Source organism: Kitasatospora sp. NPDC057595 (assembly GCF_042800875.1).
Classification (GTDB): domain Bacteria; phylum Actinomycetota; class Actinomycetes; order Streptomycetales; family Streptomycetaceae; genus Kitasatospora.
Genome location: NZ_JBHVGL010000003.1, coordinates 224,870 through 250,795 on the forward strand (window position 1 = coordinate 224,870; position 25,926 = coordinate 250,795).

Sequence of the window (25,926 nt, forward strand, 5' to 3'; positions counted from 1 at the left end):
AGCGCCCTCTTTGACGTCCGCTCAGTTCGGCCGGCGCCGCCCTGCCGGAAGCTGCTGGCCGGGGGATCCGGCGGAGGGTAGGTTCTCCCCGAAGCCGGTGTGCGGCCGGCGGGGAAGCGGGGTGGGCCGGATGTCGGACGAGGTGTCGGGCGCGATGTCGGGCGGGATGCCGAGCGGGGTGCTGGCCGGACGCGCGGCGGTCGTCACGGGCGGCTCGCGCGGGATCGGGCGGGCCGTGGTGGAGCGGCTGGCGGCGGACGGCGCGCACGTCGTGTTCGGCTACGCGCAGGACGACGCGGCAGCGGCCGAGGTGGTGCGCACGGTGGCCGCGCGCGGGGTCGGGCGGGCGCACGCCGTGCGGGCCGACCTCGGCGAACCCGACGGCGCGGAGCGGCTGATGGCGGCGGCCGAGAAGGAGCTCGGCGGCCTCGACATCCTCGTCAACAACGCGGCACGGAGCTTCACCCGCACACCGCTCGCCGAGACCGAGGTGGCGGACTTCGACGCCGTGCTCGCCGTCAACACCCGCGCGGTGTTCCTGACCCTGCGGTACGCGGCGCGCCGGATGCGCGACGGCGGGCGGATCGTCAACGTCTCCTCCCTCAACACCCGCCGCCCCACCACGGGCATCGCCCCGTACCTCGCCGGCAAGGGCGCCCTGGAGCAGCTGACGGAGGCCGCGGCGCTGGAGCTCGGGCCGCGCGGGATCACCTGCAACACCGTCTCCCCCGGGCCGGTGGAGACCGAACTGCTGCGCTCCACCAACCCCCCGGAGGCGCTGGAGACGGTCGCCGGGATGACCCCGCTGCGGCGGCTCGGGCAGCCGGCGGACATCGCCGATGTGATCGCGTTCCTCGTCGGCCCGGACAGCCGGTGGGTCTCCGGGCAGAACCTCGGCGCGACGGGCGGCCTGCGCTGACGGCGCTGCGGCGACCGCGGGACGGTGGGGCGGTAGGTCCGTGATCACGCAGGATCACGCACTGCCACCCGATCCGTACCATTTCGATACCGAAGCCTGGATGAGCTGGGAAGATGCTCGCCGGGCGGAGCGGGCCCCGGTAGCATCCGGCTCAGGCCACCCGGACCGGCCAGGCGGCGCAGCACCGCCGTGCCGGTTCCACCGGGCGGCCGACTCCCGCGGGTCCGCCCGGGGGCGGCCCCGGGTGTGACGCTCCGGCGGCGCCGCCCGACGGTGCCCGTTTACACGGCACGCGCGCAAGGGCAGTCGCGCGGAACGGCGAAGGGCAGCGTCTTGGCGGACAGACTCACCGGTGGCGACTCCTCACTCCTGCGGCGGATCAACGCGGCGGTGACCCTCCGGGCGCTGCGCGAGGGCCACGCGGTGACCCTGACCCAACTGGTCGGCGACACCGGGCTGTCCCGGCCGACGGTCGAGGGCGTGATCGAGGGACTGGTGGAGACCGGCCTGGTCGCCGAGGTCGAGCAACCGCAGTCGGGCGGCCAGGCGGGTGCCGGGCGGCGCGGCCGGCCGGCCCGGTGGTTCCGGTTCCGCGCCGAGGCCGGGCACATCCTCGGCATCGAGATCGGCGTGCACGACATCCGGATCATCCTCGCCGACCTCGCCGGAGAGGTGGTGGGCAGCCACTTCCGGCCGGTCGAGGAGTCCCTGGACGCGGAGGAACGGCTCGCCGCCGTACGGTCGGTGGTCGCGGAGGTCCTGCGCAAGGCGGGCGTGTCGCGGGACAACCTGTGGGCGGTGGGCGTCGGCACCCCGGGCATCGTCGACCGGGACGGCACCGTGCAGCTGGGCACCGCGATGCCCGGGTGGACCGGGCTGGACCTCGGGGCCCGGCTGCGGCGCTCGTTCCGCTGCCCGGTGATGATCGAGAACGACGCCAACCTCGCCGCCATCGCCGAGCACTGGCAGGGTGCGGCGGTCGGCGCCGACGATGTGGTGTTCGTGATGGCGGGGCTGAGCCCGGGCGCCGGTTCGCTCATCAACGGCCGTCTGCACCGGGGTTTCGGCGGCGCGGCCGGCGAGATCGGCGCGCTGCACCTGCTGGGGCAGGAGGTGACGCCCGAGCGCCTGCTCTCCACCACCGGCAAGCCGCTCAACCCGCTGGACGAGGCGGCGGTCGCCCGGGTGCTGCGGCTGGCGCGCGAGGGCGACGAGGTCGCGCGGGTCGCCACCGACCGGTTCCTGACCCGCCTGGTGCAGAGCGTCGCCGCCCTCGTCCTGGCCATCGACCCGCAGCTGGTGGTGATCGGCGGCTGGGCGGCCGGCCTGGACGGCGTCCTCGACCCGCTGCGCGAACGCCTCGCCGAGTTCACCCTGCGCGCCCCCGAGGTGGCGCTGGCGGCCCTGGGCTCGGAGGTCGTCGCGATGGGCGCCCTGCGGGTGGCCCTCGACCAGGTCGAGGAGCAGCTCTTCGCCGTCAACCCCCCGACGGGGGAAGCGGGTTCGGCCCGGGCCTGACGAGCCGGGGCTGTCGCGCAGTGCGACAGCCCCGGCTTGACGACGCGATCAGCGGTCGAGCCGCCGCCGGGCCTCGTCGAGGGCCCAGTGAACGAACGCCACCGGCAGCCGGTCCACGTCCGGAGGAACGCTGACGACGGCGTCCTGCCAGGTACCGTCCTCCGGCCGGATGACGGCGAGCACCGTGCCGGCCTCGTCGATCCTCGGGTCACGGAACTCGACGATCCAGGTATCGGGATCCGACCCCTCGGATTCGATCACCCGGGTCTCCGGCCCCAACCGCCACTCCGCCGGGTTCTCCAGCATGACTCACGCTCCTCTCGACGATGGTACGGACGGGCAGGTCAGAAGTTCAGGAAGGTCTCGAAGACGCTGTCCATCGAGAACCGCGCCCCGTGCGGCTCGCCCGGTATCTGCAAGTCGTAGCAGTCCTCGAACTCGCCGTCGATCCGTCCGCGTTCCACGGTCACCACACCGTCCGGGTGTCCGAGCATCCGGTCAAGGAGGGCTTCCGCGATCGGGTTGAGGTTCACCGGGTTGCCGGGAGCGGTCGGCCAGCCTCCGCTGTTGCCGTCCCGGCCCGACTTCTTGCCGAGGGCCCGACCGGCGCGGCTCTGCTTGGGGACGTCCTTCTGCCCCTTGGTCCCTTTGGGAGCCTTGGCCCTCGGATCCGGCTCCTTGCCGCTCTCCGACGCCTTGGCACGGTCGAAGTTTGCCGCGGGATCGGGTGTGCAGCCCGCCTGGTCCGGACCGCCCTTGCCACCCCCCTTGCCGCCCTGGCCGGCGTCCGCCGGTCGGGGGTCGAGGGCGCCGGCGGGGAGGCGGCCGTCGGCGTTGGCCGCGAGGCAGGCGTCGGCGGGGCCTCCGGTTCCGCAGCCGGCGTCGGGGTCGCTCGGCTCGTCGAGGTGCGGGTCGGCGCTGCTGGTGTCGGTGGGGGTGGGCAGCTGGATCGGATGGGTGAGGTCGATCAGCGCCCGCCACACGGTCTCCCAGTAGTGGCGGACACTGACCTGCGGCCCGCTCTTGGTCCAGGAGCCGTCGGAGTAGTAGGAGGTGACCCGGGTGGTGTCGGTGATCCAGGTGTCGGTGCGCTCGTAGAGGTAGGTGTCGTCCCACCAGGTGGTCACCTCGGTGCGCACGTCGGTGGTCGTCGCCTTGCTGGTGCTGACGACGTACGGCCGGGGCGGGGAGGACTGCGGCGGCTTGGGCTTGGCGGGCTGGGCGCCGACGGGGGGCTTGGGGAGCTGGTTGGTGCCCGGGTCGGTGACGGTGACGCCGTCGGTGCCGGAGCCGGTGGAGACGGGGCTCAGGCTGCCGTCGGCGTTGACCACCTCGTAGACGACGTAGCCGACGAAGGCGACCACCACGATCGCGCCGACCACCAGCGCGGCGGTGCAGGCGACCGAGCAGGTGACCGCGGCGGCGCCGGCCTCGGCCACGGTGGCGCCGACGGCGACGATCTCGCCGCCCACGGCCGCCGCCTCCTCCGCGACGGTGACGGCCAGGCCGCCGCCGGCCCGCAGGGCGGTGCCGAGCAGGTCCAGGCCGTCCCCGGCCAGGCTGCCGACCGCGCGGGCGCCCTGCCCGAGCAGCGCGCCGAGGTCGAAGTGGCCGTCGGGGTCCCAGCGGCCGACCGGGTCGCCGGCACCGTAGCCGTAGCGGTTGGCGGTGGCGGCGGTGCGCAGGCCGGGGACCCGGTCGTCGGCGGAGGTGAAGCGGCCGGTGCCGGGGTCGTACCAGCGGGCCTGGGCGTGCACCCGGCCCGTGGCGGGGTCGGTCCAGCCGCCCTGGAAGCCCAGGCCGGGCGCGGCACCGGTGGTGACGGTGGGCTTGCCGAACGGGCTGTAGGAACGCCCGGCGGCCAGCGCGCCGCTGCCGGTGTCGGTGGCGCCGAGCACGTCGTGGTGGGCGTTGGTGAGCAGGGTGCGGGCGGTTCCTCCGCCGCTCGGGGCGGCCGCTATCGCGGTGCCGTCCGAGGCCCGGGCGTAGGACCAACTTCCGTCGGAGTCGGGCTCTTTGGTGAGTCCTGCGTAGGTGAAGGAGGCCGCCGCGGCGGTGCCGGCGGTCGCGGCGGTGAGTCGGTCGAGGGCGTCGTAGGCGTAGGTCCGGCCGTCGACGCCGGTGAGCCAGCCGAGCGCGTCGTAGCGGTTGGTGGAGGTGGCGGTGACGGCGCCCGCGGCGTCCTTGGTGGTCGTGGTGGCGAGGGTGCCGCGCGGGGTGAAGGTGTAGCTGGTGGTCGCGCCGTCGGCGGCCGTGCTGGAGGTGAGGCGGTTGCGCGGATCGTAGGCGGCGGTGCTGGTGCCGGTGGCGGTGTGCTGGGCGGCGGTGCCGGTCCAGTCGGTGACGGAGGTGCGGTTGCCGGCGGCGTCCCAGCCGTAGTCGGTGCCGGTGCCCTTGGTGGTGTCGGTGACCCGGGTGAGGCGGCCGGCGGGGTCGTAGTCGTACGTCTCGCCGTGCGGGTCGGCGGTACCGGTGGAGCCGCTGGTGAGCAGTCGGCCGGCCGGGTCCCAGCTGTAGGTGAGCTGGGTGGAGAGGTGGCCGGCGGGGTCGGTGACGGTGTCGGTGGCGATCCGGCCGAGGCCGTCGTAGCCGAGGCTCCGGGTCGGTCCGGCGCTCTGGCCGGCGTTGCGCTGTTCGGTGGTGACCTGGCCGGCGAGGTCGTGACTGAGGGTGCGGGTCAGGCCGGAGAGGTTGTCGGTGACGGTGGCGAGGTCGGTGTTGCCGTTCCAGGTGTAGCTGACCTTGGCGCCACCGGGGGCGGTCTCGGTGAGCGGGCGGGCGGCGGCGTCGTAGGTGAAGGAGCTGGTGCCGAGCGGGCCCTGGCTGCCGGTGAGCAGGCCGCGGTCGTCCCAGGCGAAGGTCTGCGCGCCGCCGGGGGCGGAGGCGGAGGTGACCCGGCCTGCGAGGTCGTAGCCGAAGGTGCGGGAGGCGTCGCCGTCGCCGCCGGTGCCGGACTCGTTGGTCAGCCGGCCGAGACCGTCGTAGCCGAACGTGCGCCGCACGCCGCCGGGCTGGGTGATGGCGGTGACCTGTCCGGCCGCGTCGTAGGCGGTGGTGGTCGTCCGGTCGGCGGCGGACTGGTCGGCGGGGACGGCCGGCAGCGACTGCGCCTCGGCCAGGCCCAGGGAGTTGTACCGCTGGTGGGTGGCGTTGCCGTTGGCGTCGGTGATCCGGGTGAGCCGGCCGAGCAGGTCGTGGCCGAGGCCGGTGACCGGGGCGGAGGCGGCGTCGCCGGGGCGCACCGCCGGGTCGGTGAGCGTGGTCGGCCGGTTGCGGGCGTCGTAGGCGGTGCGCCGGACCTGGCCGTCGGGGTCGGTGACGCTCACCGTGTTGCCGTTGGCGTCGTAGCCGTAGCCGGTGCGGGCGAGCACGGTGCCGGCCGGGTCCACGACGGTCCTGGCCGTCGCCCGGCCGGCCAGGTCGTAGCTGGTGGTGGACTTGCGGCCGAGCGGGTCGGTCACGGTGGCGGTGCGGCCGGCGAGGTCGTAGGTGTAGCGGGTGGTGCCGTGGCCGGCCGGGGTGCTGGAGGTGCGCTCGCCGAGCTTGTTGTAGGTGTAGGTGGTGGAGGTGGCACCGAGGGTCTCGGTGAGGACGTCGCCGAAGTCGTCGTGGGTGTAGGCGGTCGTGTGGCTGTCGGGGGTGGCGGTGCCGTTGCGGACCACCGACGTGGCGGAGATCCGCCGGTCCATGCCGTCGTAGACGGCGAGGGTCTGGGCGCCGGTCGGGTCGATGACGGAGAGCACGTTGCCGTTGTCGTCGCGGCGCACCACGGTGACGCCGGGCGCGGCCCCGGGGGTGGCGGGCGGCAGGGTGGTGCGCACCAGCCGGTCGCGCAGGTCGTAGGTGTAGGTGGTGGTGCGGCCGAGCGCGTCGGTGTGCGAGGTGGTGTTGCCGTCCGCGTCGTAGGTCCACTTCTCGACCGGGTTCAGGGCGGCGGTGGCACCGGGCGGGGTGTAGGCGGGCAGCCGGGCCTCGGTGCGGTGGCCCTGCTTGTCGTAGAGGAAGCGGGTGACGGCCCCGGTGGCGTCCTTGACCTCGGTGACCTCGCCGAAGGTGTTGTAGCCGCGGGTCGTGGTGCCCTGCTGGGCGGTGGCGGTGGCGCCGGGCGTGCCGTCCTCGACCGGGGTGGCGGGTGTGGTGGTGCTGGAGAGCCGTCCGAGCTGGTCGAAGGCGTTGGTGGTGGTGTACGCCGGGTCGGGCAGGCCCGGGGCGCCGGGCTGCGGCATGCCGCGCGGGTCGGTGGTGGCGAGGACGCGTCCCCCGGCGTCGCGCAGGTAGCCGGTGACCAGCGCGGTGGCGGCGTCGGGGCGGGTGACGGTGGCGGTGAGCCGGCCGGTCGCGGCCTCCCAGACGTTCTCGCCGGTCTCGGTGCGGGTGCCGTCGGTCACGGTGGTGGAGGTGACCAGGCCGGCCGTGTCGTAGGCCGTGGTGGCCGTGCGGTTGAGGCCGCCCGGGTCGCCGGTGGTGGAGGTGACGCGGTTGGCGGCGTCGTAGGCGAAGACGGTGGTGCGGGCGGCGGCGCCGTCACCGCGCACGTCCTTGACGACGTTTCCGGCGTTGTCGTAGGTGAAGGTGTGCAGGGTGATCTCGCGGGTGCTCGTCCCCTGCTGGTTCACCAGCGAGAACTTCTCGGTGAGCACCAGGTTGTCGTTGGTGTAGGTGTACGTCACCAGGTGCTGCATGGCGTCGGTGACGTGGGCGAGGCGGCCGGCGTCGTCGTAGCCGAAGGTCTTCAGCCGCACCTGGCGCGGCGGGGAGTTGGCGCTCGGGTCGTCGACGAAGCCCAGGAGGTCGACCTGGCTCAGGCGGCCGTTGATGTCGTAGCCGTAGACGTAGTGCGCGCCGTTGGGGCTCCAGCTGTCGGTGACGTTGCCGATCTGGTCGTAGACGACGCGCTTGGTGGTGACGCCGTCCTCGGTGACCCTGGTGAGCCGGTCCTGCGCGTCGTAGCCGTAGGTGGTCGTACGCGCGGCGTCGCCGCCCTGGGCGGCGGGGGTGAGGTCGGCGACCGTCTTCGTGGCGACGTTGCCGTCCGGGTCGTACGTGTAGCTGGTGCGGGCCTGGTGGGTGACGCCGCTGACCGGGTTCAGCACCGCGGGCGCGGTCTCGGTGGCGAGGCGGCCGAACTTGTCGTAGGTGTAGGTGGTGGTCGCGCCGTTCGGCTGGGCGGGGTCGGTGACGGTGCGCCGGGTCACCCGCCCGAGGTCGTCCGTGAAGGTGTCGGTACGCCCGCCGCCCGGGAGGACGACCATGGTCTGGTCGCCCTCGCGGTTGTAACCGTAGCGGGTGAGCCTGCTGCCCGGGTCGGTGACGCCGACCACCTTGTAACAGGTGCCGCGGTCGCCCTCGCGGTGATTGGGATGGATGTCGTTCGTGATGGGCGCGCCGCAGGACCAGGTCATGCCGGTGGTGCCGCCGACCGGGTTGGTCTCGGTGACGAGGCGGCCCATGGGGTCGTAGTCGTACGCGGTGGAGTGGCCGTTGGCGTCGGTGACCTTCGTCGGCTTGCCATTGACCGGATCACCGATCCGGTTCGTGTCGAGGTGGTACTCGGTGCTCTCCTGGAACGGCTGGAGGGGGGTGCGGTAGCGGATGACCCGGGTGCGCATGCCGAAGTTGCTCCAGCCGTACCGGGTGACGTTGCCGTTCTCGTCGACGGCGGCGGTCAGTTCACCGAAGATGTCGTAGGTGAACATCCGCAACCGGTTGGCGGGCGGTGTCGGGGTCACCGTCCACCGGTAGGCGAGCTGCCCCTCCCGGTTGTACTGGTAGTAGGTGTGGACACCGCGCGGGTCGGTGCGGTGGACGATCGGCACCGGGCTCGGGCCGGAGGTGTCGATCCTGCGGTCGTACGTCCAGCCGTTGTCGACACCCGTGGCGTTGTTGTCGGCCCGGCCGACGTGGAACACCCGGTCGCCGTCGTAGACGACGGTGGTGACGTTCTCGGCTCGGGCGCGCTGCGCCTTGACCAGGCGCTTGGTGCCCCCGCCGGGCCGGCTGCTCTCGTAGGTGTAGGTGGTGCAACCGCCGGCCGGGTCGCAGACCTTGGTCAGGTAGTCGTCGGTGTAGGTGTAGGACCAGGTGATCGCGGTCGGGGAGTCGTACACCCGTTCGGTGGAGACGGAGCTGATGTGGCCGCGGCCGTCCCATCGGACGTACAGGGCGCGGTTCGAGGACGCGAGGTACATCCGGGAGGTCTGGCCATTGGGGTCGCCGTGCTCCAGTTGGAGGTTGCCGCCTCCCGTCCAGTCGGTGACCTGGAGGTCCTGGCCGGTGAAGTAGTAGTCGCGGGCGCCCATCCGGATGTGGCTCGCGTCCACCCACTCGCCGAGGCCGCCACTGCCGTACTGGGCGACGAAGCCACTGTTCGGGTAGGGCTCACGGCCGAAGTTGACCTTCCGTCCGTCGTCCAGTCTGAGCGTGAAGACACCGTTCCCGGCGTCGGCGACGCCCATGTCCCACAGCGAGCTCCAGCCGATGCCGAAGGAGGTGTTGGCGGTGGCGGCGCTGTTGTAGGTGCGCTGCACCTGGAGGCCGATGGTGGGTTCCGGAAAGTCGAAGTCGGTCTCGCGGCGGGTGTAGTTGCCGAGGTAGAGGTTGACGCCGACCTCGTCGAGGGCGCCCGGGTCCAACCCGAGGCGGGCGGCGTCGTTCGGCGGCGGCACGACGGTCGTGAAGGGGCTCATCCCGCTGAACGGCGAGGTGTAGCCCGGGTCCTGGACCCGGATCCGCCACCAGTAGGTGGTGTTCCAGTGCAGCGCGTCGGCGGGCGGGGTGAAGGTCGCGACCGCGCCCCACCCGCCCGGGTGGGCCGGCAGGTTGACCATGCCGGAACCCCAGCAACCGGGCTGCGCCGGGTCGCTGGTCGGGCAGAGCTGGATCTCGTACTGGGTCTGAACGCTGCGGTCGTCGCCGACGAAGGCGGAGAGGGTCGGCACGCGGGTGGCGACGGTAGCGCCGTTGGTGGGCCAGCCGTCCTTCGCGGTCGGCGCGTAGTGCGGCACGACCAGCCGGGCGGCCTGCGAGGCCGGGACTCCGTAGTGGGAGAAGGGGTAGGCGCCGTCGGACGCGTCCATCATCTCGTAGGACAGCAGATAGGCACCCGGGCCGAGCTCCGGGATCACCGCGTCGAAGGTGAGCGACTGGCCGGGGGCCACGTCCGCCGGCAGGGAGGTGAGCGCGGCGATGAAGTTGATCAGGGTCTGGTCGTCGCGGTACAGGTGCAGGACCAGGTTCTGCCCGGTGGTGGTCCAGGTGAAGTCGGACGTGTTGTCCACGGTGATCCGCAGGTAGCCGATCGCGTTGTAGCGGGGAGCGACCTGGAGAGCGCCGAGCGTGTAGCCGGCACCATAGCGCCGCGCCGCGGTCAGTCCCTGCGGGGCTGCGGCCCCGTTCCGCCCGGAGTCCTTCGCGACGGGCGGGTCGGCCAGCTGGTCGAGCGTCAGCGGCGCCGGGCCGGTCGCGTGGCGGCGCTTGCCGGTGTCGTCCACCTCGGTCGGCGGAATGCGGTACTCGGGAAGCGGTCCGGCGGCCTTCAGCGCGGCCAGCTGCCGCTCGTACTCCTCGGCGTCCGGCGCCGGGGCCGGGGCGGGCGCGGGCCGGGGCGGTTCCGAGGCGGCCTTCGCCTCCGCCGCGATCGCGGCCCGCTCGCGGCCGAGCGGGCTGTCGTCCGGGATCGGGTCCTGGGTCGCCGGCGACTCGCCGGCCCCGGGGCCGCCGGGGCCCGCATCGGCGCTCACCCGGCCGGGCGGCAGTGGCGCCGAGACCACGGTGCGGTCCTTGGGCACGGCCCAGGCGGCCGGCGGAATGCCGAGCCCGACGCCGACCAGCGCGAGGATGAGCAGCTGGGCCACCCTGCGGCCGGCAGGTCTCTCGACAATCTTGCGGTACCAGTGCGCGTTCACGGCCCCCACCCCTGAATCGACGGACACTCGGGTTGCACAGAGATCGTTCGGAACCTACCGATCGATTTGGCATCGGCCCAGGGGTGGACCCAAACGGTTCCCCCCCGTTCAGGAACCCGTGATATGCGCCCGCCTCACGAAATCCGGGCACGAAACGGCCCAGGCCCGGACACCTGGCGGGGTGTCCGGGCCTGGGCCTGAGGGTTTTCGGAAATGGTTCAGGAAGCGGCGGCACCCACGGGGGTGGCGCCGACGGGGGTGACCTCGACGAGGCCGGTCTCCCCGAAGGTCAGCTTGCAGAGGTCCGCGCGGTAGGTGGAGACGGCGAGCGCGACCAGCCGGCCGGCCGCGGCGTACTGCGTGGTCATCACCAGCACCGGCGAGCCGGGCGGGCGCTCCAGCAGGGCGGCCTGCTCGGCCTCGGCGACGCCCAGCTCCACAGAACGGGACTCGCCGTCGACCTCCAGGCGCTCCAGCTGGCGCAGCACCGAGCGGGCGCGGTCGCTCTCGGCGCGGAAGCCGGGCAGGTGCGGCAGCGCGGCGGCGGGCACGTGCAGCGACTCGGTGGCCATCGCCCGGCCCTGTACGAGCCGCACCCGGCGCACGGTGTGCACCGGCGCGCCCTCGGCGACGCCGAGCGCCTCCGCCAGTCGCCGGGTGGCCGGGGCGGTGGTGCAGTCCACGGTGCGCCAGGCCTGGCTGCGGGCGGCGCCGGGCCAGCCCTCCTCCTGCCGGTTCACCGGGACGCCGACCCGGGGGGCGGCTATGAGGGTGCCGATCCCCCGCCGGCGGACCAGCCGGCCCTCCAGCTCCAGCTGGTCGAGCGCCTGCCGCAGGGTGGCCCGGGCGACACCGAAGCGGGCGGCGAGCTCGCGCTCGTTCGGCAGGATCTGGCCGGTGGAGAACTCCGTGTCGATGGCGCGGAGCAGCACCGTGCGCAGGTGCCAGTACTTCGGTTCCGGTACCGCCGTGAGCTGTGCCGTCGTTCCCACCGTGTCCTCCACCCTGATGTCTTCCGCCCTGCTGAAGGAGGGCGGATCCCGGCCCGCTGCCCGCTGTTGCGGCAGGTGGGAGAGCGGGCTTTTTCCGTCCTTCTTTATTAAAGGACCTTGCAGTAAGTGACCCTAGGGGCTCGATCGGGAGATGGTCAAGACCAATGGCGCGGCCCGGCGGGACTGCCACGGAGTTTCATGGTGCGTTCACGTCAGCTCCGCAAGCGGACGCGTCGCGGCACGGCCCCGCACCCGGCAGTGGGTAGGCTCTCCGGGTGATCGTGGTGACGAGTGTGAACGTGAACGGAATCCGGGCGGCGGCCAAGAAGGGGTTCATCGAGTGGCTGGCCGCCACCGAGGCGGACGTGGTCTGCCTGCAGGAGGTGCGCTCGGAGCCCGAGCAGCTCCCCGTCGAGCTGCGCGACCTTGAGGGCTGGCACGCGGTGTGGGCCCCCGCCGCAGCCAAGGGCCGAGCCGGCGTGGCGATCCTCTCCCGGACGGAGCCGAGCCGCTCGGTCATCGGCTTCGAGTCGGCGGAATTCGACAATTCGGGCAGGTACGTCGAAATCGACCTTCCGGGCCTCACCGTCGCCAGCCTCTACCTCCCCTCCGGCGAAGTCGGCACCGAGCGCCAGGACGAGAAGGAACGCTTCATGGCGGAGTTCCTCGTCCACCTCCACAAGCTCCGCACCCGCGCCGCCGCCGACGGCCGCGAGGTCGTGGTCTGCGGCGACTGGAACATCGCCCACCGCCCCGAGGACCTCAAGAACTGGAAGGCCAACCAGAAGTCCGCCGGCTTCCTCCCCGAGGAGCGCGCCTGGCTCTCCCGCGTCTACGACGAAGCCGGCTACGTCGACGTCGTCCGCCACCTCCACCCCGACCGCACCGGCCCCTACTCCTGGTGGTCCTACCGCGGCCGCGCCTTCGACAACGACTCCGGCTGGCGGATCGACCTCCAGGTCACCACCCCCACCCTCGCCGCCAAGGCCGTCGAGGCCTACGTCGAACGCGCCGACACCCACGCCGAGCGGTGGAGCGACCACGCCCCGGTCACTGTGGTCTACGACCTGGAAAGCTGACCGAGACCGGTGGGCCGGGCTGCTGCCCTTGTAGACCGGCAGTCCGGCCACCGGCACGCTCGACAGCAACCTGCGACAGCCCTTCCCGGAGCCATACCGAGCTAGCAGTCATAAGGGCGCCGAAGGTCACCTCCGGCACACTCATTGCGCGCACCGCCCCTCACGCTCTGCCGCCACGCCCGGCACGGCGGCGAACCTTGGTCCCGGAACCACCCGGCCCGAGAGAAGGGGAAGCTCATGGGACAGCGTGCGCAGTCGGATCGGTCCTATCCGATCGGCAGTTGGTTTTCGGAGTCCTGCGGGCAGACGGACTGGCCGGCCTGATCGGGTGGCAGGTACACCGTCTTCTCTTCGGGGGCAAGGTCGCGGGCGACAGCCTCGCAGATGGCTCTGATCGCCGCAGCTGGCGGGACCCGGGTCCACAGCCGCACGGTATGGTCCCGGCTTGCGGTGGCGAGGGTGCGGCCGTCAGGGCTGAACACCACCGCGGTCACCACGTCATTGTGACCGGTGAGGGTGTCGGTGGTCTTGCCGGTGGCCACGTCCCACAACCGCGCAGTGCCGTCACTGCCGGCGGTGGCGAGGGTGCGGCCGTCGGGACTGAACGCCACCGCGGTCACGAGGCCGTTGTGGCCGGTGAGGGTGGTGGTGGTCCGGCCGGTGGCCACGTCCCACAACCGCGCAGCGCCGATGTTGCCGGGGGTGGCGAGGGTGCGGCCGTCGGGACTGAACGCCACCGAGCCCACAAGGCCGGTGTGGCCGGTGAGGGTGGTGGTGGTCCGGCCGGTGGCCACGTCCCACAACCGCATGGTGCCGTCACTGCCGGCGGTGGCGAGGGTGCGGCCGTCGGGACTGAACACCACCGCGTTCACCGCGTCATTGTGACCGGTGAGGCGGCGGCGCAGGGGAAGGGCGGCGGCGGCGCGGAGGGCGGTGGCTGCCTCTGCAGTCGGGTCGGTGTGGTAGGCGGCGACGGCGAGCAGGGAGGCGAGGTCCGAGTCTGTGTCGAGGAGTGCGGTGGACTGGGCTGCGAGCTGTCGGGACTGGGCAGTGTGCTGGGCGGCGGTGGCTTTCTGCCGCTGCCAGAACGCCACCGCCGAGGTGAGCATGGCCAGGACGAGGAAGATCGCCAGAACGGCGTTGAGGCGCCTGCTGTTCCGTACGGCGGCTTCCTGGCGGCGTCGGCCCGCGTCCAGGAATGCCGCGAGGTCGGCGGGCAGACGGCGGTGGCGTGCCAGGTCCGTGCCCTCGGCGACGAGCGTTCCTGCGAGCAGGTCCCGGGGGTCGTGCTGTTCCTGCCAGCGGGTGTACTGGGTGCGGGCACGGTGGAGCCAGTCGTGGAACCGGGCGTCCTGCTCCATCCAGCGGCGCAGGGTGGGCCAGTCGCGGATGAGGGCGTCGTGGATCAGTTCGGCTATCGGTGTTCCGACCGCTGGGTCGGTCGGCCCCGGCTCCTGTACCCGGTCGGTCGTGATGACGCGGTGCCGGGATAGGACGGTCAGGACTTCGTCGACGGCCTCCAGTGCCTGGGGTGTGTCGTCGTCGGCGGCGAGTTCGCGCAGTTCGCCGAGTGGGAGCTGCTGGCGTGCTGCTGGGATGTTCAGGGCCTCGTCGGCGGGGTGAACCAGGGCGGTGAGGGCCCGTTGGGCGATGCGCTGCTGGTGTTCGTCGAGTTCGCCCAGGGCGCTGTCGCACCAGTCGGTCAGGGCTCCGGTCACGGCGCCGATGCGGCGGTAGGCGTTCGTGGGTGAGGCGGCCGTCATGGTCGAGGCGGCTCTCCCAGAGCTGGCTGAGCGCGACTCCCAGAAGTGGCAGCACGGTGATCGGGGCCTCAAGGCCGGCTGCAGTGCTGGGGTTGAGCGCCAGGACGTCGGAGACGATCCGCTGTGCCAGCCCCGCTTCGAAGTCGACCTTCAGGTCGCCGGCGGGCCCAGTGACGATCGCGGTCAGTTCCGTACTCGTCAGGATGGCGGGCACATTGAGCACGCCACGCCCGTCCAACGCGGCCTGCAGCAGTTCGGGGGCCAGGGCGGACAGCCGGGGGTAGAAGTCGTCGCGCATGACGAGGACGAGGACCACGTCGGGTGCGGGGATGGTGGACAGGATCGCCCCAGCGAGGGAGGTGAGTGCTGCGAGGGCCTTCGTCCGGGGACCGTTCGTGGATGCGAGGAGTTCCTCAAACTGGTCCACGACGAGCACCACGCGCTCATGGGCCGGGCCGGCCTCCAGTCGGCCGGCCGGAGTCGCCCCGTCGCCTGCGTCGGCGTCCACGGGCAGTCCGGCCTGTTCAAGGGCAGCCTGCAAGTCGGGGCCGGGCCGTACGACCGTCCGGCGCCAACGCTTGCTGCCCGGAACCGCCCCGCCAGCCAGCTCGGGAAGCACCCCTGCCTGGACCAGGGAGGACTTGCCCGCTCCCGAAGGCCCGAGGAGCAGCACCACCCGCGGCCCGCCCCCCAGCATCGCCACGGCCTGGCGCACCGCCTCCTCACGGCCTCGGAACCAGCGGGCATGCTCGGCGGCGAACGCCTCCAGCCCGCGGTACGGCGATACATCGCCCACCTTGAGCGAGGGCCGAGCCCCCCGCAGCACTTCGGTTGGTGTGGCGTAGGCGATTCCCTGACCCCGGCCGCGGCCGTCAGGCGCTGTTATCGCGGTGACCATGCCGACCACCAGGCCGGTCGCCTCGTCGAGGACGGGCCCGCCGCTGAACCCGGTGGTCAGGTCGTTGGCACCGGTCAGCTGCAGCAGATCACCGGTCCGGTCGGCTGCCGGCAGGAGCCCGACGACTTCGGCCGAGCCGAAGTGCCCGCCTGGCGGGGCCTGGATGGGGAAGCCGAGCGAGCGGACCCGGTGCCCACGGCAGCCCACCGCAGATCCCAGCACGAGCGGGGCCGTGCCCACCGGCACGTCGTCCAGCAGGACCAGGGCAATGTCCTCCTCCCGTCGGTCGCGCCACCCCTCCTCCAGGACCCGGCCCGTCGGCGCCGGGGTACCAGGCAGGCGTGGGAAGACCAGCTGCACCACGTCCCCGGGACCGTAACCACCGTCGTCCAGGACGTGTGCGCAGCTGATCAGCAGGTTCTCGGCGATCAGGAAGCCCGTTCCCAGCACCGTCCCGTCCCCGTCGCGGATCTGGGCGACCGCGGCGGTCAGCACATCGGGAGTGCGGGGGCCACGCCGGGCATCCACGGGATCAGTCCGCCGCCGCGGCGCCCGGTGCGCGGATAGGACCGGTGTCGGCGTCGACGTCTTCCCTGCGCCATGTCAGCTTCACGGTCAGATGGCAGTTCGCGGCCGTCTTGGTGATCACGACCCCTGCCTCCGTGGCGAGATCGACCCCGAACTCGACCTCCAGCTCCGCCGGCCCCGCATCGCGCAACCGCGCCAGCACAGTGCGGGCCAGATCGCTGACCGGCTCCAGGGCGGCGCTCAACCCTGTCGGCAGCTCACGGATCGCATCGCCGACCCGGCCCGCCTTCACCGGCCCGATCGCGCCGTCTGCGGCCTCGACCAGGACCGAGCCCCCGCCGTCAAGCGGCACTCGCGCCAACTGCTGCCCCATCAGTTCCCTCCCCTGCCGCTTTCCCCTGGCGGCCACACCGACAAGCTACTCGCGGCAAGGTGGCGGCACCGAGAGAACGGATGAACCAAAGAAAGGGCATCCGTCCGGATCGAGGTGGGACAGGTCCGCCAACGAAGGGCAGGAGGACGTGGTGGACGCCCGCATCAAGGTTCGCCGCCCCGGGGAGGGCGTCGCCGCACTCATCGGGTACGGACTCCGGAACGCGGTGGTCGGCGTAGCCGAGCATCCTCGGCTGGCCCGCGCCCAGGATCTCCAGGGAGTCGGCGAGTTCGGCGGCGCGTTGGGTGTCCGGGGCCCAGGTGGCGGTGACCACCGCCGTCCGTGCGCCGCGCGCGGTGTGCCGGGCGAGGACCCCGCCGGCGAGGAGCGCCTCGTCGTCCGGATGGGCGACGACGGCGAGCAGGGCGGATGGCTGTAGCACGGAGGTCCTCTTCGTCGTGGTGTGGCCGAGGAGATGGTGGAGGCGGGTGGGTTCCCACCCGGCGGGGTCAGGAAGGTTCCGGGGCGGGGGCCGGCGTGTCCTGTGCCGGGTCGGTGTCGCGCTGGTGGGGGATGTCGGTGTCGTATTGGCGGGCCTGCAGCAGATACGCCGCCCGGTACCGGGTTGCGGGCCGGCGGGCCATGAGGTCGGCGTGGCTGCCCTCCTCCAAGAGCCGGCCGTGGTCGAGGACGAAGATCTGGTCGGCCTTCGCCGTCGCGCCGAGGCGGTGGGTGATCAGAATGACGGTGATACCCAGGTCGGTGAGCTGGCGGATCTGCTCGAACGCTTCGACCTCTGCCTGCGGGTCGAGGGCGGAGGTGGGTTCGTCGACGACGACCAGCGCAGGCAGGCGGTTGGCGGTGTCGGGTGTGGTCAGGCGCAGGCGGGTGCGGGCCAGGGCTACCTTCTGCCACTGCCCGCCGGAGAGTTGGACACCGCCCTCGAAGCCCTTGGCGAGGAGAGTGTTCCATCCGCGGGGCAGTTCTTCGATCACCGGCTGGAGGTCGGCGTAGTCGGCGGCAGTGTCCAGGTGCTTCTGTTCGAGGGGGACTTCGGGCCGCCCCAGCAGCAGATTGGCCCGCAGGGTGAAGATCCACCGCTGGAAGTTCTGTGCGAGCAGGGCCACGGAGCGGAACTGCTCGTGGCGGTCGGCGGTCGCGGTGTCGATGCCGTCCCACAGCACCCGCCCCTGGTGGGGCTGGTAGACGCCGCACAGGATGTTGGCCAACGTCGACTTGCCCGATCCGTTCGCCCCGACGAGAGCCACCACCTTCCCGCGCGGGATGGTGAGGCTGACGTTGTCCAGTGCCGGGGTGTCGCGGCCGGGGTAGCTGAAGGTGATGTTCTCGACGGTGATCGTCTCCGGGCGCTCGGGCAACGGTGTTCCCCCAGTGGGGATCGCCCGGCGGTGGCCCTCGCGCCGCAGCTGGTCGAGATCGCGGACGAACAGCGACTCCTCGTAGAGGCGGTTGACCTGGGAGACGAGGCCGCCGATGCTCGCCGATCCGGTCCGGATGGCCACCACGGCCGTGCCGGCGGCGGCGAGCGGGATCGAACCGTTCAGCACGAGCCAGCCGAGCAGGGCGAACGCGCCGGTCGTCGCGATACCGGCCAGCGTGGCGGTGAGCAGGTCGGTGCGGGCACGGGCACCGGCGAGGCGGGCCTGCTCCTGTTCGGCGGACTCGGCCATCCGACCGTAGTGGTGGAGCAGGAACGGGCCGCTCGCGTGAACGCGCTGCTCGGCCGCGGAGTAGGGGCGGATCATCATGTCGGCCAACGCGTTGCTGGCCCGGGAGTGCTGGAGCCATGCCCGGGTGGAGGCGTACTGGCGCCGCGCGGTGAGCACCGCGCCCCAGCCGCGCGGCGCGGTGATCAGCACCAGCATCGGCAGCATCGCGGGGTGGAGCAGGGACAGCACACCGGCTGCGGAGATCAGGGACAGGCCCGCGGTCAGGACGGAGGTTGCCTGGCCGATGATGTTCTGCAGGGACATCGCGCCCTAGCGGGCGCTGTCGACCTCTGCGAGGAACTCCGGGTCCTCAATGGCCTCCAGCTCGGACCGGCTGACGATCCCCAGGAACTCCATCGTCGCGCGGCGGAACACGGCGGGCTCCAACGTCCCGCCCGCCCAGCCGGATACCACCGACAGGACCGAGGAGAGCGCGGCCAAGAGCCCCACGGCGGCGACCGCCGGAACTGCGGCACGCAGGACGTGCCTGACCTCACCGGGCGCGAGGAGCGCGGTCAGGGCGCGGTTGGTCGCGATCAGCGCGGCAGCCGCCGCGAGGCCGCGCAGCACCTCCGCGCCGACGAGGGCGACCAGGGCTCGCGGGTCGGCCTGCCACGCCATCCGGCCGGCCAGCCGCAGGAACCGCGGCATCTGCCGGGCCACCGACCAGAACGTCACCTCCCCGCTGGCCATCTCGTGCTTGGCCCAGCCGTAGTCGTACTTCATCGGCCCCCCGAACAGCAGTTGCTCGCTGTCGGAGACCTCCTCGGCGCTGTTCGGCCTACTGCTCATCCGGGTCCTTCCGTCAGCGGGTGGGCGCGGTGTGGAGCCCGGGGACGGGGGCGGACTCCCCCCGGGCTGCGGCTTGGGTGCTCAGGCCGGTGCGCTGCCGCTCGTATCGCGGGCGGCGACCTGGCGCAGGTGTTCGTCGAAGAACCGGCGGGGGTCGCCGCCCATCCGGGCGAGCATCACGAGGGCGGACAGCGCCACGTCGCAAGTCTCCTTGCGCACGTCGTCCCAGTCGTGGGAGAAGCCCTTGCGGGGGTTGGCGCCGAGTGCCCCGATGACGGCTTCCGCGACTTCCCCGGCCTCTTCCTGGAGCTTGAGGGCCTGGACGGTCCAGCGAAGCTCGTCACTGCGGTCGAAGTGCTTGTCGAGCGCGGTTGCAAGGGAGTTGACGATTTTCCAGGTCTCTTCCATGGGCAAGAATCCTGTCGCTGTTCGAATGGGGCAATCAAGCCGATTTGGAATCTGGCGGTTCCCGGCGAGCCCGGCTCTTTTCGATCCCCGGCCGTTCCGGCGCGGCTCGACGGCAGGGCCGCTGACCTGGGGGTTGCCGTCGCCAGCCGCCGGCCAGGTCGTCGATGATCTTTTCGGTGTAGCCGTCGGGTCGGGCGAGGGTGCGGTCGATCAGTTCGACGGCGACGGGGTAGACCTGCGGTGTGTCGATCCCGCCTGCCGCGTCAATGGCGGACAGCGCGAGGCGGGTGGTGAAGACGTCGAGGCCTGGGTGGGCGAGGTCCAGGTTGCGGTAGTGGGCCAGGAGCCGGGCCCGGTCGCGGTCGTGGTCGGTGCACAGCAGGGCCAGGCAGGTGGTGACGGGTGGGTGGGAGCGCAGGTGCGCGTTCGCCTGGCGGTGGCACCAGGTGCGCGCCAGGCCGGGCAGACCCGCGTCGGAGGTCAGCAGTGCCGCCCGGTTGTGCACGAGCGCGGCCTCGGCGAGGTCGCGCTCGTGCCCGGCCTTGCGGGCCCGGACGGCAAGGTCCGCGACGCGCCGCTCCAGCGGGGTGCAGACGGGGCGGGTCCGGGCGACGAGGGGGAAGCGGCGGGCGAGGGGTCCGACGGGGTCCACGGCTGCTACTCCCAGGTGACGGTCATCGGGGTGGACCGTCGCTCGAGGACGAAGCGCCCCCGGGCGGGGGCGGCGTCCGGCACGGCGGCCGGGATGGCGAAGTGCACGGTGCGCTCGCGGAAGCCGGCGTCCCACGCGGTGATCTCGGCCGCGACGCCAGGGCGCCGATCAGGGCTGCGTTGTAGCCGGTTCCCGCCCCCAGTTCCAGGACCCTGTCGCCGGGCTGGATCCCCAGCTGATCCAGCATCATCGCGACGATCGTCGGCCGGGAGGCGGCGCTGACCGAGGCGCCGGTGGCGTCGGTCTTCGTGTACACCGCGTCGTCGGCGTACGCCTGCGCGAGGGGGACGCCGGGGACGAACAGGTGGCGCGGAACGGTGCGGATCGCGGCCAAGACCGCGGGTGTGCGGATGGTGTTCTTGGCGGTGAGGCTGTCGGCGAGCTTGTTGCGCAGCTCGTCGGCGGAGGGGGCGTCGCTGGTGGTGGTCGTCATGTCGCGGACCTTACGCCGGACACTCGCGCCCCTGTGATTCCGCGAGATTGACGATGCCACGACTGGAGAGAACTCTCCTGAAGGTGTACGGGGTGCAACGACCACGCTGGGGACGACATCTCATGGGCACAGCAGGGCACCTCCACGAACGAGGAGACTCCGCCATCGCCACCGCTCTGTACGGACCGGACCTCTTCCGGCCCGACGGGCTGACCGCGAGCCGCCTCGCCGCCGACATGCGACGCATTCCCGATCTCAGGAAGAGCTGGAACCCAACTGTGGGAACCCGGCTGTTCGACAGCCGCAATCCGGTCGGCACCTACGACTCCCACATGAAAGGCATCCCCCTCGAAGAGAACCTGGCCAAGACCCGGGCCCTGAAGGACTTCCCCGGCCTTCCCCTCGCCCTGGACGCCCCACGCCGCCGCGGCTTCGCCGCCCGTGGCACGGCGCTGCTGCGGGCCATGACCGAAACGATCCCGGCACCCGACACCCCTTTCTGGCACGCAGTGGCCGAACAGACCTACGGGTACGCCTGGTGCCTCGTCGACAACAACCGGCTGTGCCGGGAGTGCGTGCACGGATCCTGCTCCGTCAGCCTGTTCGACTCCTTCGCCGACTACTACCACTTCGCCGAACAGATGCCCGAGACCCTCGACATCTGCGCACAACGCGTCGTGGAGTACATCAACCACGTCCACCACGACCACGCAGCCGACGGCGAGGAACGCAAGATCATGGACGCCTGGCTGGCGTCAACCCAAGCCATCTACGCCGATGTCCTCCACCCCAAGGCCGAACGGCTTCGTCTCCCCGACGACGAGCTCCGCACCGTCCGATACCGCGTGATCAACGCCGCGATCCGAGCGTTGACCCTCCAAGCCCGCCACGAGCAGGGCCCACTCACCGGAGACGACAACACCATCGACGCGGTCGCGCTGGCCGCCGTGGTGACGCACGATGCCTGTGACCGCCGCCACGACAACATCGCCAACGAGTACTACAACGCCCTCACCTTCACCGCCGCCCACACCGGCGTGGAAAGTGTCGACATGGTCCGCCGGTTCTGCACCGATGTCTGGGCCTGGGCCATCGACCGAGGTGCCGACTGGGCCCTGCACATCGCAGGGCGGCTGCTGGTCTGGCAGGTCTACATGGCGCGCTACCAAGCCGACGTCCTCCTCGACCACCTGACCACCCCCGCCCGCCGAAAGCGAGCCGAGGTCGACCCCTACGGCGACCCCGTACTCAACACCCTCAACCCTCTGCCGCCCAGCCCCACCCCCGACGACTACGACCTGCGCTCGCGCTGCCAGGACAGAGCCCGCTACGACCACCTGCTCCACACCTGCCTGGTCCACTTCCGGAACTGCCCCGGATGCCGCGGCTACGACACCGCCACCTGGCAGCAGCGAGTCCCCCTCATCGAGGCGGCCTACCGCACCAAGTACACCGACTGCCGCTGCCTGAACACCCTCGGCACCTACTCGATCCTCGCCTCGCTCGATCGCCTCTGGTGGGCGGCGGACCCCTCGTCCCGCTACACCGGACCGACCGGCGAATGGTCCCCCTTGCTCTGCTGATCCCCTCTTGCGCTCGCCTGCCACGGCCACACCGCCTCCCGCTGGCCCCAACCGCCGTGTCATCCCGTTCAACCGGCTTCAACCGGCTTCAACCGGCGCACGCCCCGGTGGCGGGCACCCGCACCGCCGGTGTCCGGTGCCTTTGAGCGCCGGTTCCCGGCGTGCCTGAACCGCGCCTGCCGGGGGTGTGCAGCGGGCCGGAGATCACGTCGTCCGACACTTCTGGAGTTCGAATGATGGATCGATCGAGGGTGCTCGATGCCCCCGGTGCCCTTCCGCTGTTGGGGCACGCGTGGGAACTGTGGCGCCGGCCGCTGGCGTTCCTGTCCTCCCTGGCGGGAACGTGTGACGTGGCCGTGCTGCGGCTGGGACCCCAGCGGGCGCATCTCCTGGTCAGTCCCGAGGCGGTGTGGGAAGTCCTGGTGACCCGCAATCACGACTTCAACAAGGGCGCCCTGTTCGAACGGGGAAGGGCGGTCACCGGGAACAGCATCGTCGCCTCGGAAGGGGACTTCCACAAACGTCAACGGAGGCTGCTGCGGCCGGCGTTCTCGGTTTCGCGGTTCGGCGCCTACACCGAACTCGTCCGCGACGTCGCGCAGGACATGTCGGCGCGCTGGCACGCCGGCCGCACCATCGCGGTCGACCAGGAGATGTTCAGGATCAGCGCCGCAGCGGTGACGGTGTGTCTGTTCTCGGCGCCGGGAGTGGCGGAGGAGGCCGCCGCGGTGGCGATGCGGTCGATGCCGACGGTGGCCACCGGTGTCGCCATGCGGGCCCTGTTCCCCTCGCAGCTGCCGTTCCGGCTCCCGCTGCCCACCAACCGGCGCTACGAGCGGTCGCTGCGCGATATGCACGCGGTGATCGACCGGATCATCGCCGACTACCGTGCCACCGGGGTTCGGCACGGCGACCTGTTGTCCATGCTGCTGGACGCACGGGACGAGGAGAGCGGAGAGCGGATGACGGACGCCCAGATCCACGACGAGTGCGCCGGGCTGCTCGCGGTCGGGTCCGAGACCACCGCCCGCACGCTGGCCTGGCTGTTCCACGTCCTGGGATCCCTTCCGCAGGTCGCGGGGAAGGTACAGGCCGAACTCGACGACGTCCTCGGCGACGGCCCGGTGACGTACGAGGCCATCACCCGCCTCGACTACCTGCCCCGCCTGGTCCACGAGGTGCTGCGGTTCCACTCGCCGGCGTTCCTGTTCACCCGCTCCCCGCACGCCGACCTCGACCTGGGCGGGCACCGTGTCCCGGCGGGGACGCTGATGCTGTGGAGCCCCTACGTCCTGCACCACGACCCGGCGTTCTTCCCCGCGCCCGAACGGTTCGACCCGGACCGGTGGATCGAGCCCACCGTCGAAGCGCGGCGCGCCTTCCTGCCCTTCGGCGCCGGCCCGCACCGCTGCATCGGCTCCGCGTTCGCCGTCAACGAGATCATCACGATCCTCGCCACCGTGACCCGCCACTGGCACCTGACCCCGGCCGGCACCGGGCCGGTGCGCTCCACCGCACTGGCCATCCACTTCCCCACCCGCCTGCCCATGCTCCCCGTCCCTGTCACCGCCGCGCGCTAGCCACGCCTCCGCCGCCGACCGGGCCTGCCGCACCCGGGCCTGCCGGGCCGAGGAGCTGCGGCTGCGGCTCACCTGCGGACGAGCACGCCCTCCTCGACGGCGGCCAGCGCGTCCCGCAGCATGCGGTTCAGCAGTTCCGCCTCCGCCTCGGGGATCCGGGCGACGATCCGAGCGTGCGCCGCGGTCACCGCGCGCACGGAGTCCTCGGCGACCTCGACCCCCCGGGGCGTGAGGCGCACCCAGGAGCTGCGGCCGTCCCCGTCGTCGGCCTCGCGGGTGACCAGTCCGGCCCCGGCCAGGCGCTTGAGCACGTTGCTCGTGCCGCCGGAGGACAGCAGCAGCGCGTTGGTCAGTTCGGTGGGCTTGAGCCGGTACGGCTCACCCACCCGCCGCAGCACCGCGAGCACTCCGTACTCGGCCTGGGTCATCCCGAGGCGGTCCAGCTCGCGCGCCGCGACCTCGTCGAAGGCAGCGGTCAGCAGCGCGCTGCGCTTGGCCAGCTCCAGCGGAAGGCCTGCGATCTCGGGCAGTTGGACGTGCCAGGCCGAGATGATGTCGTCGACGTGGTCCGGTTCGGACACGGCCGTCCTCCTTGCTCTCTCTCGCCCTCGCCCTCGGTGCCTCGACCGGGCGGGGCTCTCCAGGGTAGCTCGGCGCAAAGCTATCTCAAGAGGCACGGACCTCTTCTCCATCGCTCCCACCACTCCTGTTGCCCACCACGGCGGAGGGCGCTATGTTCAATCCCAGGCGAAAGCTTTTCACATAGCTTTCTTGTGAAGTATTGGTGCAATCGGAGAGTGATCATGCAGGCTCGAATCGCCGTCGCCTACCACAGCGGGTACGGCCACACCGCCAAGCAGGCCGAAGCGGTCGCCGCCGGCGCCGGCAAGGTCGAAGACACCACGGTGCAGCTGGTCTCGCTCGCCGAGCTGACCGACGAGCTGTGGCAGACCCTGGCCGAGGCCGACGCGATCATCTTCGGCTCGCCCACCTACATGGGCGGCTCCAGCGCGGTCTTCCGCACCTTCGTCGAGGCGACGTCCCAGGTCTGGGGCGACAACATGCAATGGAAGAACAAGATCGCCGCGGGCTTCACCAACAGCGGCAACATGGCGGGCGACAAGCTGCACACCCTGATCAACATCGCGCTGTTCGCGGCGCAGCACGGCATGATCTGGGTCGGCCTGGCCGAGTACGGCGGCTGGAACACCTCCACCGGCAGCACCGAGGACATCAACCGCCTCGGCAGCTGGCTCGGCGCCATGTCGCAGTCCAACAACGACGAGAGCCCCGAGGTCACCCCGTCCGCCAGCGACCTGCGCACCGCCGAGGCGCTGGGCCGCCGGGTCGCCGAGGTCATCCACGTCCAGCTGCGCGGCCGCGCCGCCACCGAGCTCGAAGCGGCCGCGGTCTGACATGGCCGAGGCCGGGACGGCTCGCGCACGCGCGGTCTGGGCTGCGCGACGGCCCACCCCGACACCACCGGCACCGCACGAACGACCGCCCCACTGGGCGGAGGAGGGCCCCGCGACCGCGTGGCTCCCCTCCGCCCAGGTGGCCCACGTCCGCGCAGTCCTTGGCCGAGCGGAACGCCCGGTCCACCTTCGCCCACACCAACGCGTCCCACTCACCCTGGCGCTCGGTCAGCCACGGGCCCAGGTCCGGGCGCTTCCACGGAGTGACCTCCGCGGAGACGTCCAGGTCCTCGAACGACCCGACGATCTCCCACTCCTTCGCCAGCGCGTGCCGGGTCGCCGACTCCGCCTGCACCAGGTGCGAGACCTTGCCCTCGTCCCCGTGCGTGTCCGACACACGCGAACCCGCCACCGCCCGAACCGGCACCAAAGGCATTGCGCACCTCGCCGGAGGACACGGCGAGGACCTGCTCGTCTTCGACGGCCCGGAAGGACAGCCGGTTCCCGTCCCGCACCGGCTCGACGCAGGCGGCGCGCAGTAGTCGGCCCCAGTTGCGGACCGCCTCCAGCGGTGCGGAATCCCATGTTGGTGCCTGCCCGGACGGTGGCAGCGGGATCTCCCGCAACGACGTCCTGCCCGTGAGCAGGAGTTCGTGGAAACCGAGGCACCCGTCGACGAAGACCTATCCGCGGTCGTGCCCGGCGATGTGCTCGCGGATGGCGCCGACCTCGTGGTCGCGGCCCGCGAACTTCTCGGTGTGGTGGTCCAGCAGGTGCTGGAAGAACCGCCGTGATCCGCCGGTCGACGGCCCTTGCCCGGCGGACGGGAGCGGGGTCGCGGCTGGTCCCGTCTCCTGGGTGAGGGCGCGCGCCCACAGCTCCCCGACCTGTTCGGCTACCGCTGCCCTTGCCCCGAAGCCCCTTGGAGCCGCGCCGTGTCACCGTCTCCGCGGGAGAACCCGTCCGTCCCGGAGCCGACCCACCGACCGGCCGATGCCGCGTCCCGCCCCGCCCCGTCCCGCTCTCCGAGCACCCCGAGGACCCTGCCGACGTGGCACCGCTGCGCCGCGCCTTCCTGCGCGGGGTGTGCGTCGAAGCCGGCAAGACCTTGTTCCGGGAGGCGTGGAGGATGATCACCGACGAGTGACGTCCGCCGTCCAGGTCGCGACCGCACCTGACGGCCGCGCACCGAGCCCGGCGGCCACCGCCGGGCTCGGTGCGATTACGGGCGCGGTGCCGGCGGCCCGGACCAGCCGGCGCCGGAAGTCGGGCGAACCTGCGGAGCCAGACACAGCCATG

General features: G+C 72.1%; 19 protein-coding genes and 2 pseudogenes. 7 read left to right on the top strand and 14 right to left on the bottom strand.

The annotated features are described in order from the left end of the window. Window positions 1-130: 130 nt before the first annotated feature. Together ACFU9E_RS07260 and ACFU9E_RS07265 are read left to right on the top strand one after the other, a co-directional pair. Window positions 131-919: an SDR family oxidoreductase gene (locus tag ACFU9E_RS07260; protein ID WP_380687697.1), complete on the top strand. Its 789-nt coding sequence runs from the start codon at window positions 131-133 to the stop codon at window positions 917-919. Window positions 920-1,252: 333 nt separating this feature from the next. Further along, window positions 1,253-2,437, top strand: a complete 1,185-nt coding sequence (locus tag ACFU9E_RS07265) for an ROK family protein (RefSeq protein ID WP_380687695.1) — start codon at window positions 1,253-1,255, stop codon at window positions 2,435-2,437. Between the two features lie 48 nt (window positions 2,438-2,485). Here ACFU9E_RS07265 and ACFU9E_RS07270 read toward each other — a convergent pair whose 3' ends face one another. The 3 genes from ACFU9E_RS07270 to ACFU9E_RS07280 all read right to left on the bottom strand — a co-directional run bounded on the left by ACFU9E_RS07270 (window position 2,486) and on the right by ACFU9E_RS07280 (window position 11,333). Beyond that, window positions 2,486-2,743 carry a hypothetical protein gene (locus tag ACFU9E_RS07270; RefSeq protein WP_380686582.1) on the bottom strand — a complete coding sequence of 86 codons (258 nt, stop codon included), beginning with the start codon at window positions 2,741-2,743 and terminating at the stop codon, window positions 2,486-2,488. A 38-nt stretch (window positions 2,744-2,781) separates the two neighbouring features. After that, entirely contained in the window at window positions 2,782-10,341 is a 7,560-nt protein-coding gene (locus tag ACFU9E_RS07275; RefSeq protein WP_380686584.1) for an RHS repeat-associated core domain-containing protein, read from the bottom strand. A 218-nt stretch (window positions 10,342-10,559) separates the two neighbouring features. After that, entirely contained in the window at window positions 10,560-11,333 is a 774-nt protein-coding gene (locus ACFU9E_RS07280) for a GntR family transcriptional regulator (RefSeq protein ID WP_380683901.1), read from the bottom strand. 275 nt (window positions 11,334-11,608) lie between these two features. Between ACFU9E_RS07280 and ACFU9E_RS07285 the strand changes: the two genes are divergently transcribed. After that, window positions 11,609-12,412: an exodeoxyribonuclease III gene (locus ACFU9E_RS07285; RefSeq protein WP_380683900.1), complete on the top strand. Its 804-nt coding sequence runs from the start codon at window positions 11,609-11,611 to the stop codon at window positions 12,410-12,412. Window positions 12,413-12,678: 266 nt separating this feature from the next. Here ACFU9E_RS07285 and ACFU9E_RS07290 read toward each other — a convergent pair whose 3' ends face one another. The 9 genes and pseudogenes from ACFU9E_RS07290 to ACFU9E_RS07330 all read right to left on the bottom strand — a co-directional run bounded on the left by ACFU9E_RS07290 (window position 12,679) and on the right by ACFU9E_RS07330 (window position 20,049). Continuing rightward, window positions 12,679-14,175 carry a WD40 repeat domain-containing protein gene (locus ACFU9E_RS07290; RefSeq protein ID WP_380683899.1) on the bottom strand — a complete coding sequence of 499 codons (1,497 nt, stop codon included), beginning with the start codon at window positions 14,173-14,175 and terminating at the stop codon, window positions 12,679-12,681. A gap of 37 nt (window positions 14,176-14,212) precedes the next feature. Beyond that, window positions 14,213-15,601 (bottom strand): annotated as a pseudogene (locus tag ACFU9E_RS07295) (trypsin-like peptidase domain-containing protein); the annotation flags it as partial. A 4-nt stretch (window positions 15,602-15,605) separates the two neighbouring features. Continuing rightward, on the bottom strand, window positions 15,606-15,974 hold the full coding sequence (locus ACFU9E_RS07300) for a CU044_2847 family protein (RefSeq protein WP_380683898.1): 369 nt from the start codon (window positions 15,972-15,974) through the stop codon (window positions 15,606-15,608). Window positions 15,975-16,179: 205 nt separating this feature from the next. After that, window positions 16,180-16,416 (bottom strand): annotated as a pseudogene (locus tag ACFU9E_RS07305) (PIG-L deacetylase family protein); the annotation flags it as partial. Between the two features lie 67 nt (window positions 16,417-16,483). Next, window positions 16,484-17,968, bottom strand: coding sequence for an ABC transporter ATP-binding protein (locus tag ACFU9E_RS07310; protein ID WP_380683897.1), 1,485 nt, complete (start codon window positions 17,966-17,968; stop codon window positions 16,484-16,486). A gap of 6 nt (window positions 17,969-17,974) precedes the next feature. Next, window positions 17,975-18,496, bottom strand: coding sequence for a hypothetical protein (locus ACFU9E_RS07315; protein WP_380683896.1), 522 nt, complete (start codon window positions 18,494-18,496; stop codon window positions 17,975-17,977). An 81-nt stretch (window positions 18,497-18,577) separates the two neighbouring features. Continuing rightward, window positions 18,578-18,904 carry a MazG-like family protein gene (locus ACFU9E_RS07320; RefSeq protein WP_380683895.1) on the bottom strand — a complete coding sequence of 109 codons (327 nt, stop codon included), beginning with the start codon at window positions 18,902-18,904 and terminating at the stop codon, window positions 18,578-18,580. 34 nt (window positions 18,905-18,938) lie between these two features. Continuing rightward, entirely contained in the window at window positions 18,939-19,556 is a 618-nt protein-coding gene (locus ACFU9E_RS07325) for a hypothetical protein (protein WP_380683894.1), read from the bottom strand. A gap of 22 nt (window positions 19,557-19,578) precedes the next feature. After that, window positions 19,579-20,049, bottom strand: a complete 471-nt coding sequence (locus tag ACFU9E_RS07330) for a hypothetical protein (RefSeq protein ID WP_380683893.1) — start codon at window positions 20,047-20,049, stop codon at window positions 19,579-19,581. 122 nt (window positions 20,050-20,171) lie between these two features. Here ACFU9E_RS07330 and ACFU9E_RS07335 point away from each other — a divergent pair, with 122 nt between their 5' ends. Together ACFU9E_RS07335 and ACFU9E_RS07340 are read left to right on the top strand one after the other, a co-directional pair. Continuing rightward, window positions 20,172-21,632 (top strand): hypothetical protein, encoded by a 1,461-nt coding sequence (locus ACFU9E_RS07335; protein WP_380683892.1) that lies wholly within the window; start codon window positions 20,172-20,174, stop codon window positions 21,630-21,632. Window positions 21,633-21,868: 236 nt separating this feature from the next. Beyond that, window positions 21,869-23,212 (top strand): cytochrome P450, encoded by a 1,344-nt coding sequence (locus ACFU9E_RS07340; RefSeq protein ID WP_380714855.1) that lies wholly within the window; start codon window positions 21,869-21,871, stop codon window positions 23,210-23,212. A 68-nt stretch (window positions 23,213-23,280) separates the two neighbouring features. Here ACFU9E_RS07340 and ACFU9E_RS07345 read toward each other — a convergent pair whose 3' ends face one another. Further along, window positions 23,281-23,793, bottom strand: a complete 513-nt coding sequence (locus tag ACFU9E_RS07345) for a MarR family winged helix-turn-helix transcriptional regulator (protein WP_380683889.1) — start codon at window positions 23,791-23,793, stop codon at window positions 23,281-23,283. Between the two features lie 222 nt (window positions 23,794-24,015). Here ACFU9E_RS07345 and ACFU9E_RS07350 point away from each other — a divergent pair, with 222 nt between their 5' ends. Further along, window positions 24,016-24,627, top strand: coding sequence for a flavodoxin family protein (locus tag ACFU9E_RS07350; protein WP_380683888.1), 612 nt, complete (start codon window positions 24,016-24,018; stop codon window positions 24,625-24,627). On the opposite strand, the gene ACFU9E_RS07355 is transcribed toward ACFU9E_RS07350, so the two are convergent. Further along, window positions 24,569-25,063, bottom strand: a complete 495-nt coding sequence (locus ACFU9E_RS07355) for a recombinase family protein (RefSeq protein WP_380683887.1) — start codon at window positions 25,061-25,063, stop codon at window positions 24,569-24,571. The two genes, ACFU9E_RS07350 and ACFU9E_RS07355, sit on opposite strands and share 59 nt — an antisense overlap. A gap of 217 nt (window positions 25,064-25,280) precedes the next feature. On the opposite strand from ACFU9E_RS07355, the gene ACFU9E_RS07360 reads away from it, so the two are divergent. Beyond that, on the top strand, window positions 25,281-25,421 hold the full coding sequence (locus ACFU9E_RS07360; RefSeq protein WP_380683886.1) for a hypothetical protein: 141 nt from the start codon (window positions 25,281-25,283) through the stop codon (window positions 25,419-25,421). Window positions 25,422-25,926: the final 505 nt, after the last annotated feature.

Excerpts from the sequence above, each read along its gene's own strand:
- ACFU9E_RS07260 (WP_380687697.1), top strand. The coding sequence starts at position 131 with ATGTCGGACGAGGTGTCGGGCGCGATGTCGGGCGGGATGCCGAGCGGG.
- ACFU9E_RS07270 (WP_380686582.1), bottom strand. The coding sequence starts at position 2,743 with ATGCTGGAGAACCCGGCGGAGTGGCGGTTGGGGCCGGAGACCCGGGTG.
- ACFU9E_RS07290 (WP_380683899.1), bottom strand. The coding sequence starts at position 14,175 with ATGACGGCCGCCTCACCCACGAACGCCTACCGCCGCATCGGCGCCGTG.
- ACFU9E_RS07300 (WP_380683898.1), bottom strand. The coding sequence starts at position 15,974 with ATGGGGCAGCAGTTGGCGCGAGTGCCGCTTGACGGCGGGGGCTCGGTC.
- ACFU9E_RS07310 (WP_380683897.1), bottom strand. The coding sequence starts at position 17,968 with ATGTCCCTGCAGAACATCATCGGCCAGGCAACCTCCGTCCTGACCGCG.
- ACFU9E_RS07315 (WP_380683896.1), bottom strand. The coding sequence starts at position 18,496 with ATGAGCAGTAGGCCGAACAGCGCCGAGGAGGTCTCCGACAGCGAGCAA.
- ACFU9E_RS07320 (WP_380683895.1), bottom strand. The coding sequence starts at position 18,904 with ATGGAAGAGACCTGGAAAATCGTCAACTCCCTTGCAACCGCGCTCGAC.
- ACFU9E_RS07330 (WP_380683893.1), bottom strand. The coding sequence starts at position 20,049 with ATGACGACCACCACCAGCGACGCCCCCTCCGCCGACGAGCTGCGCAAC.
- ACFU9E_RS07335 (WP_380683892.1), top strand. The coding sequence starts at position 20,172 with ATGGGCACAGCAGGGCACCTCCACGAACGAGGAGACTCCGCCATCGCC.
- ACFU9E_RS07340 (WP_380714855.1), top strand. The coding sequence starts at position 21,869 with ATGGATCGATCGAGGGTGCTCGATGCCCCCGGTGCCCTTCCGCTGTTG.
- ACFU9E_RS07350 (WP_380683888.1), top strand. The coding sequence starts at position 24,016 with ATGCAGGCTCGAATCGCCGTCGCCTACCACAGCGGGTACGGCCACACC.
- ACFU9E_RS07355 (WP_380683887.1), bottom strand. The coding sequence starts at position 25,063 with ATGCCTTTGGTGCCGGTTCGGGCGGTGGCGGGTTCGCGTGTGTCGGAC.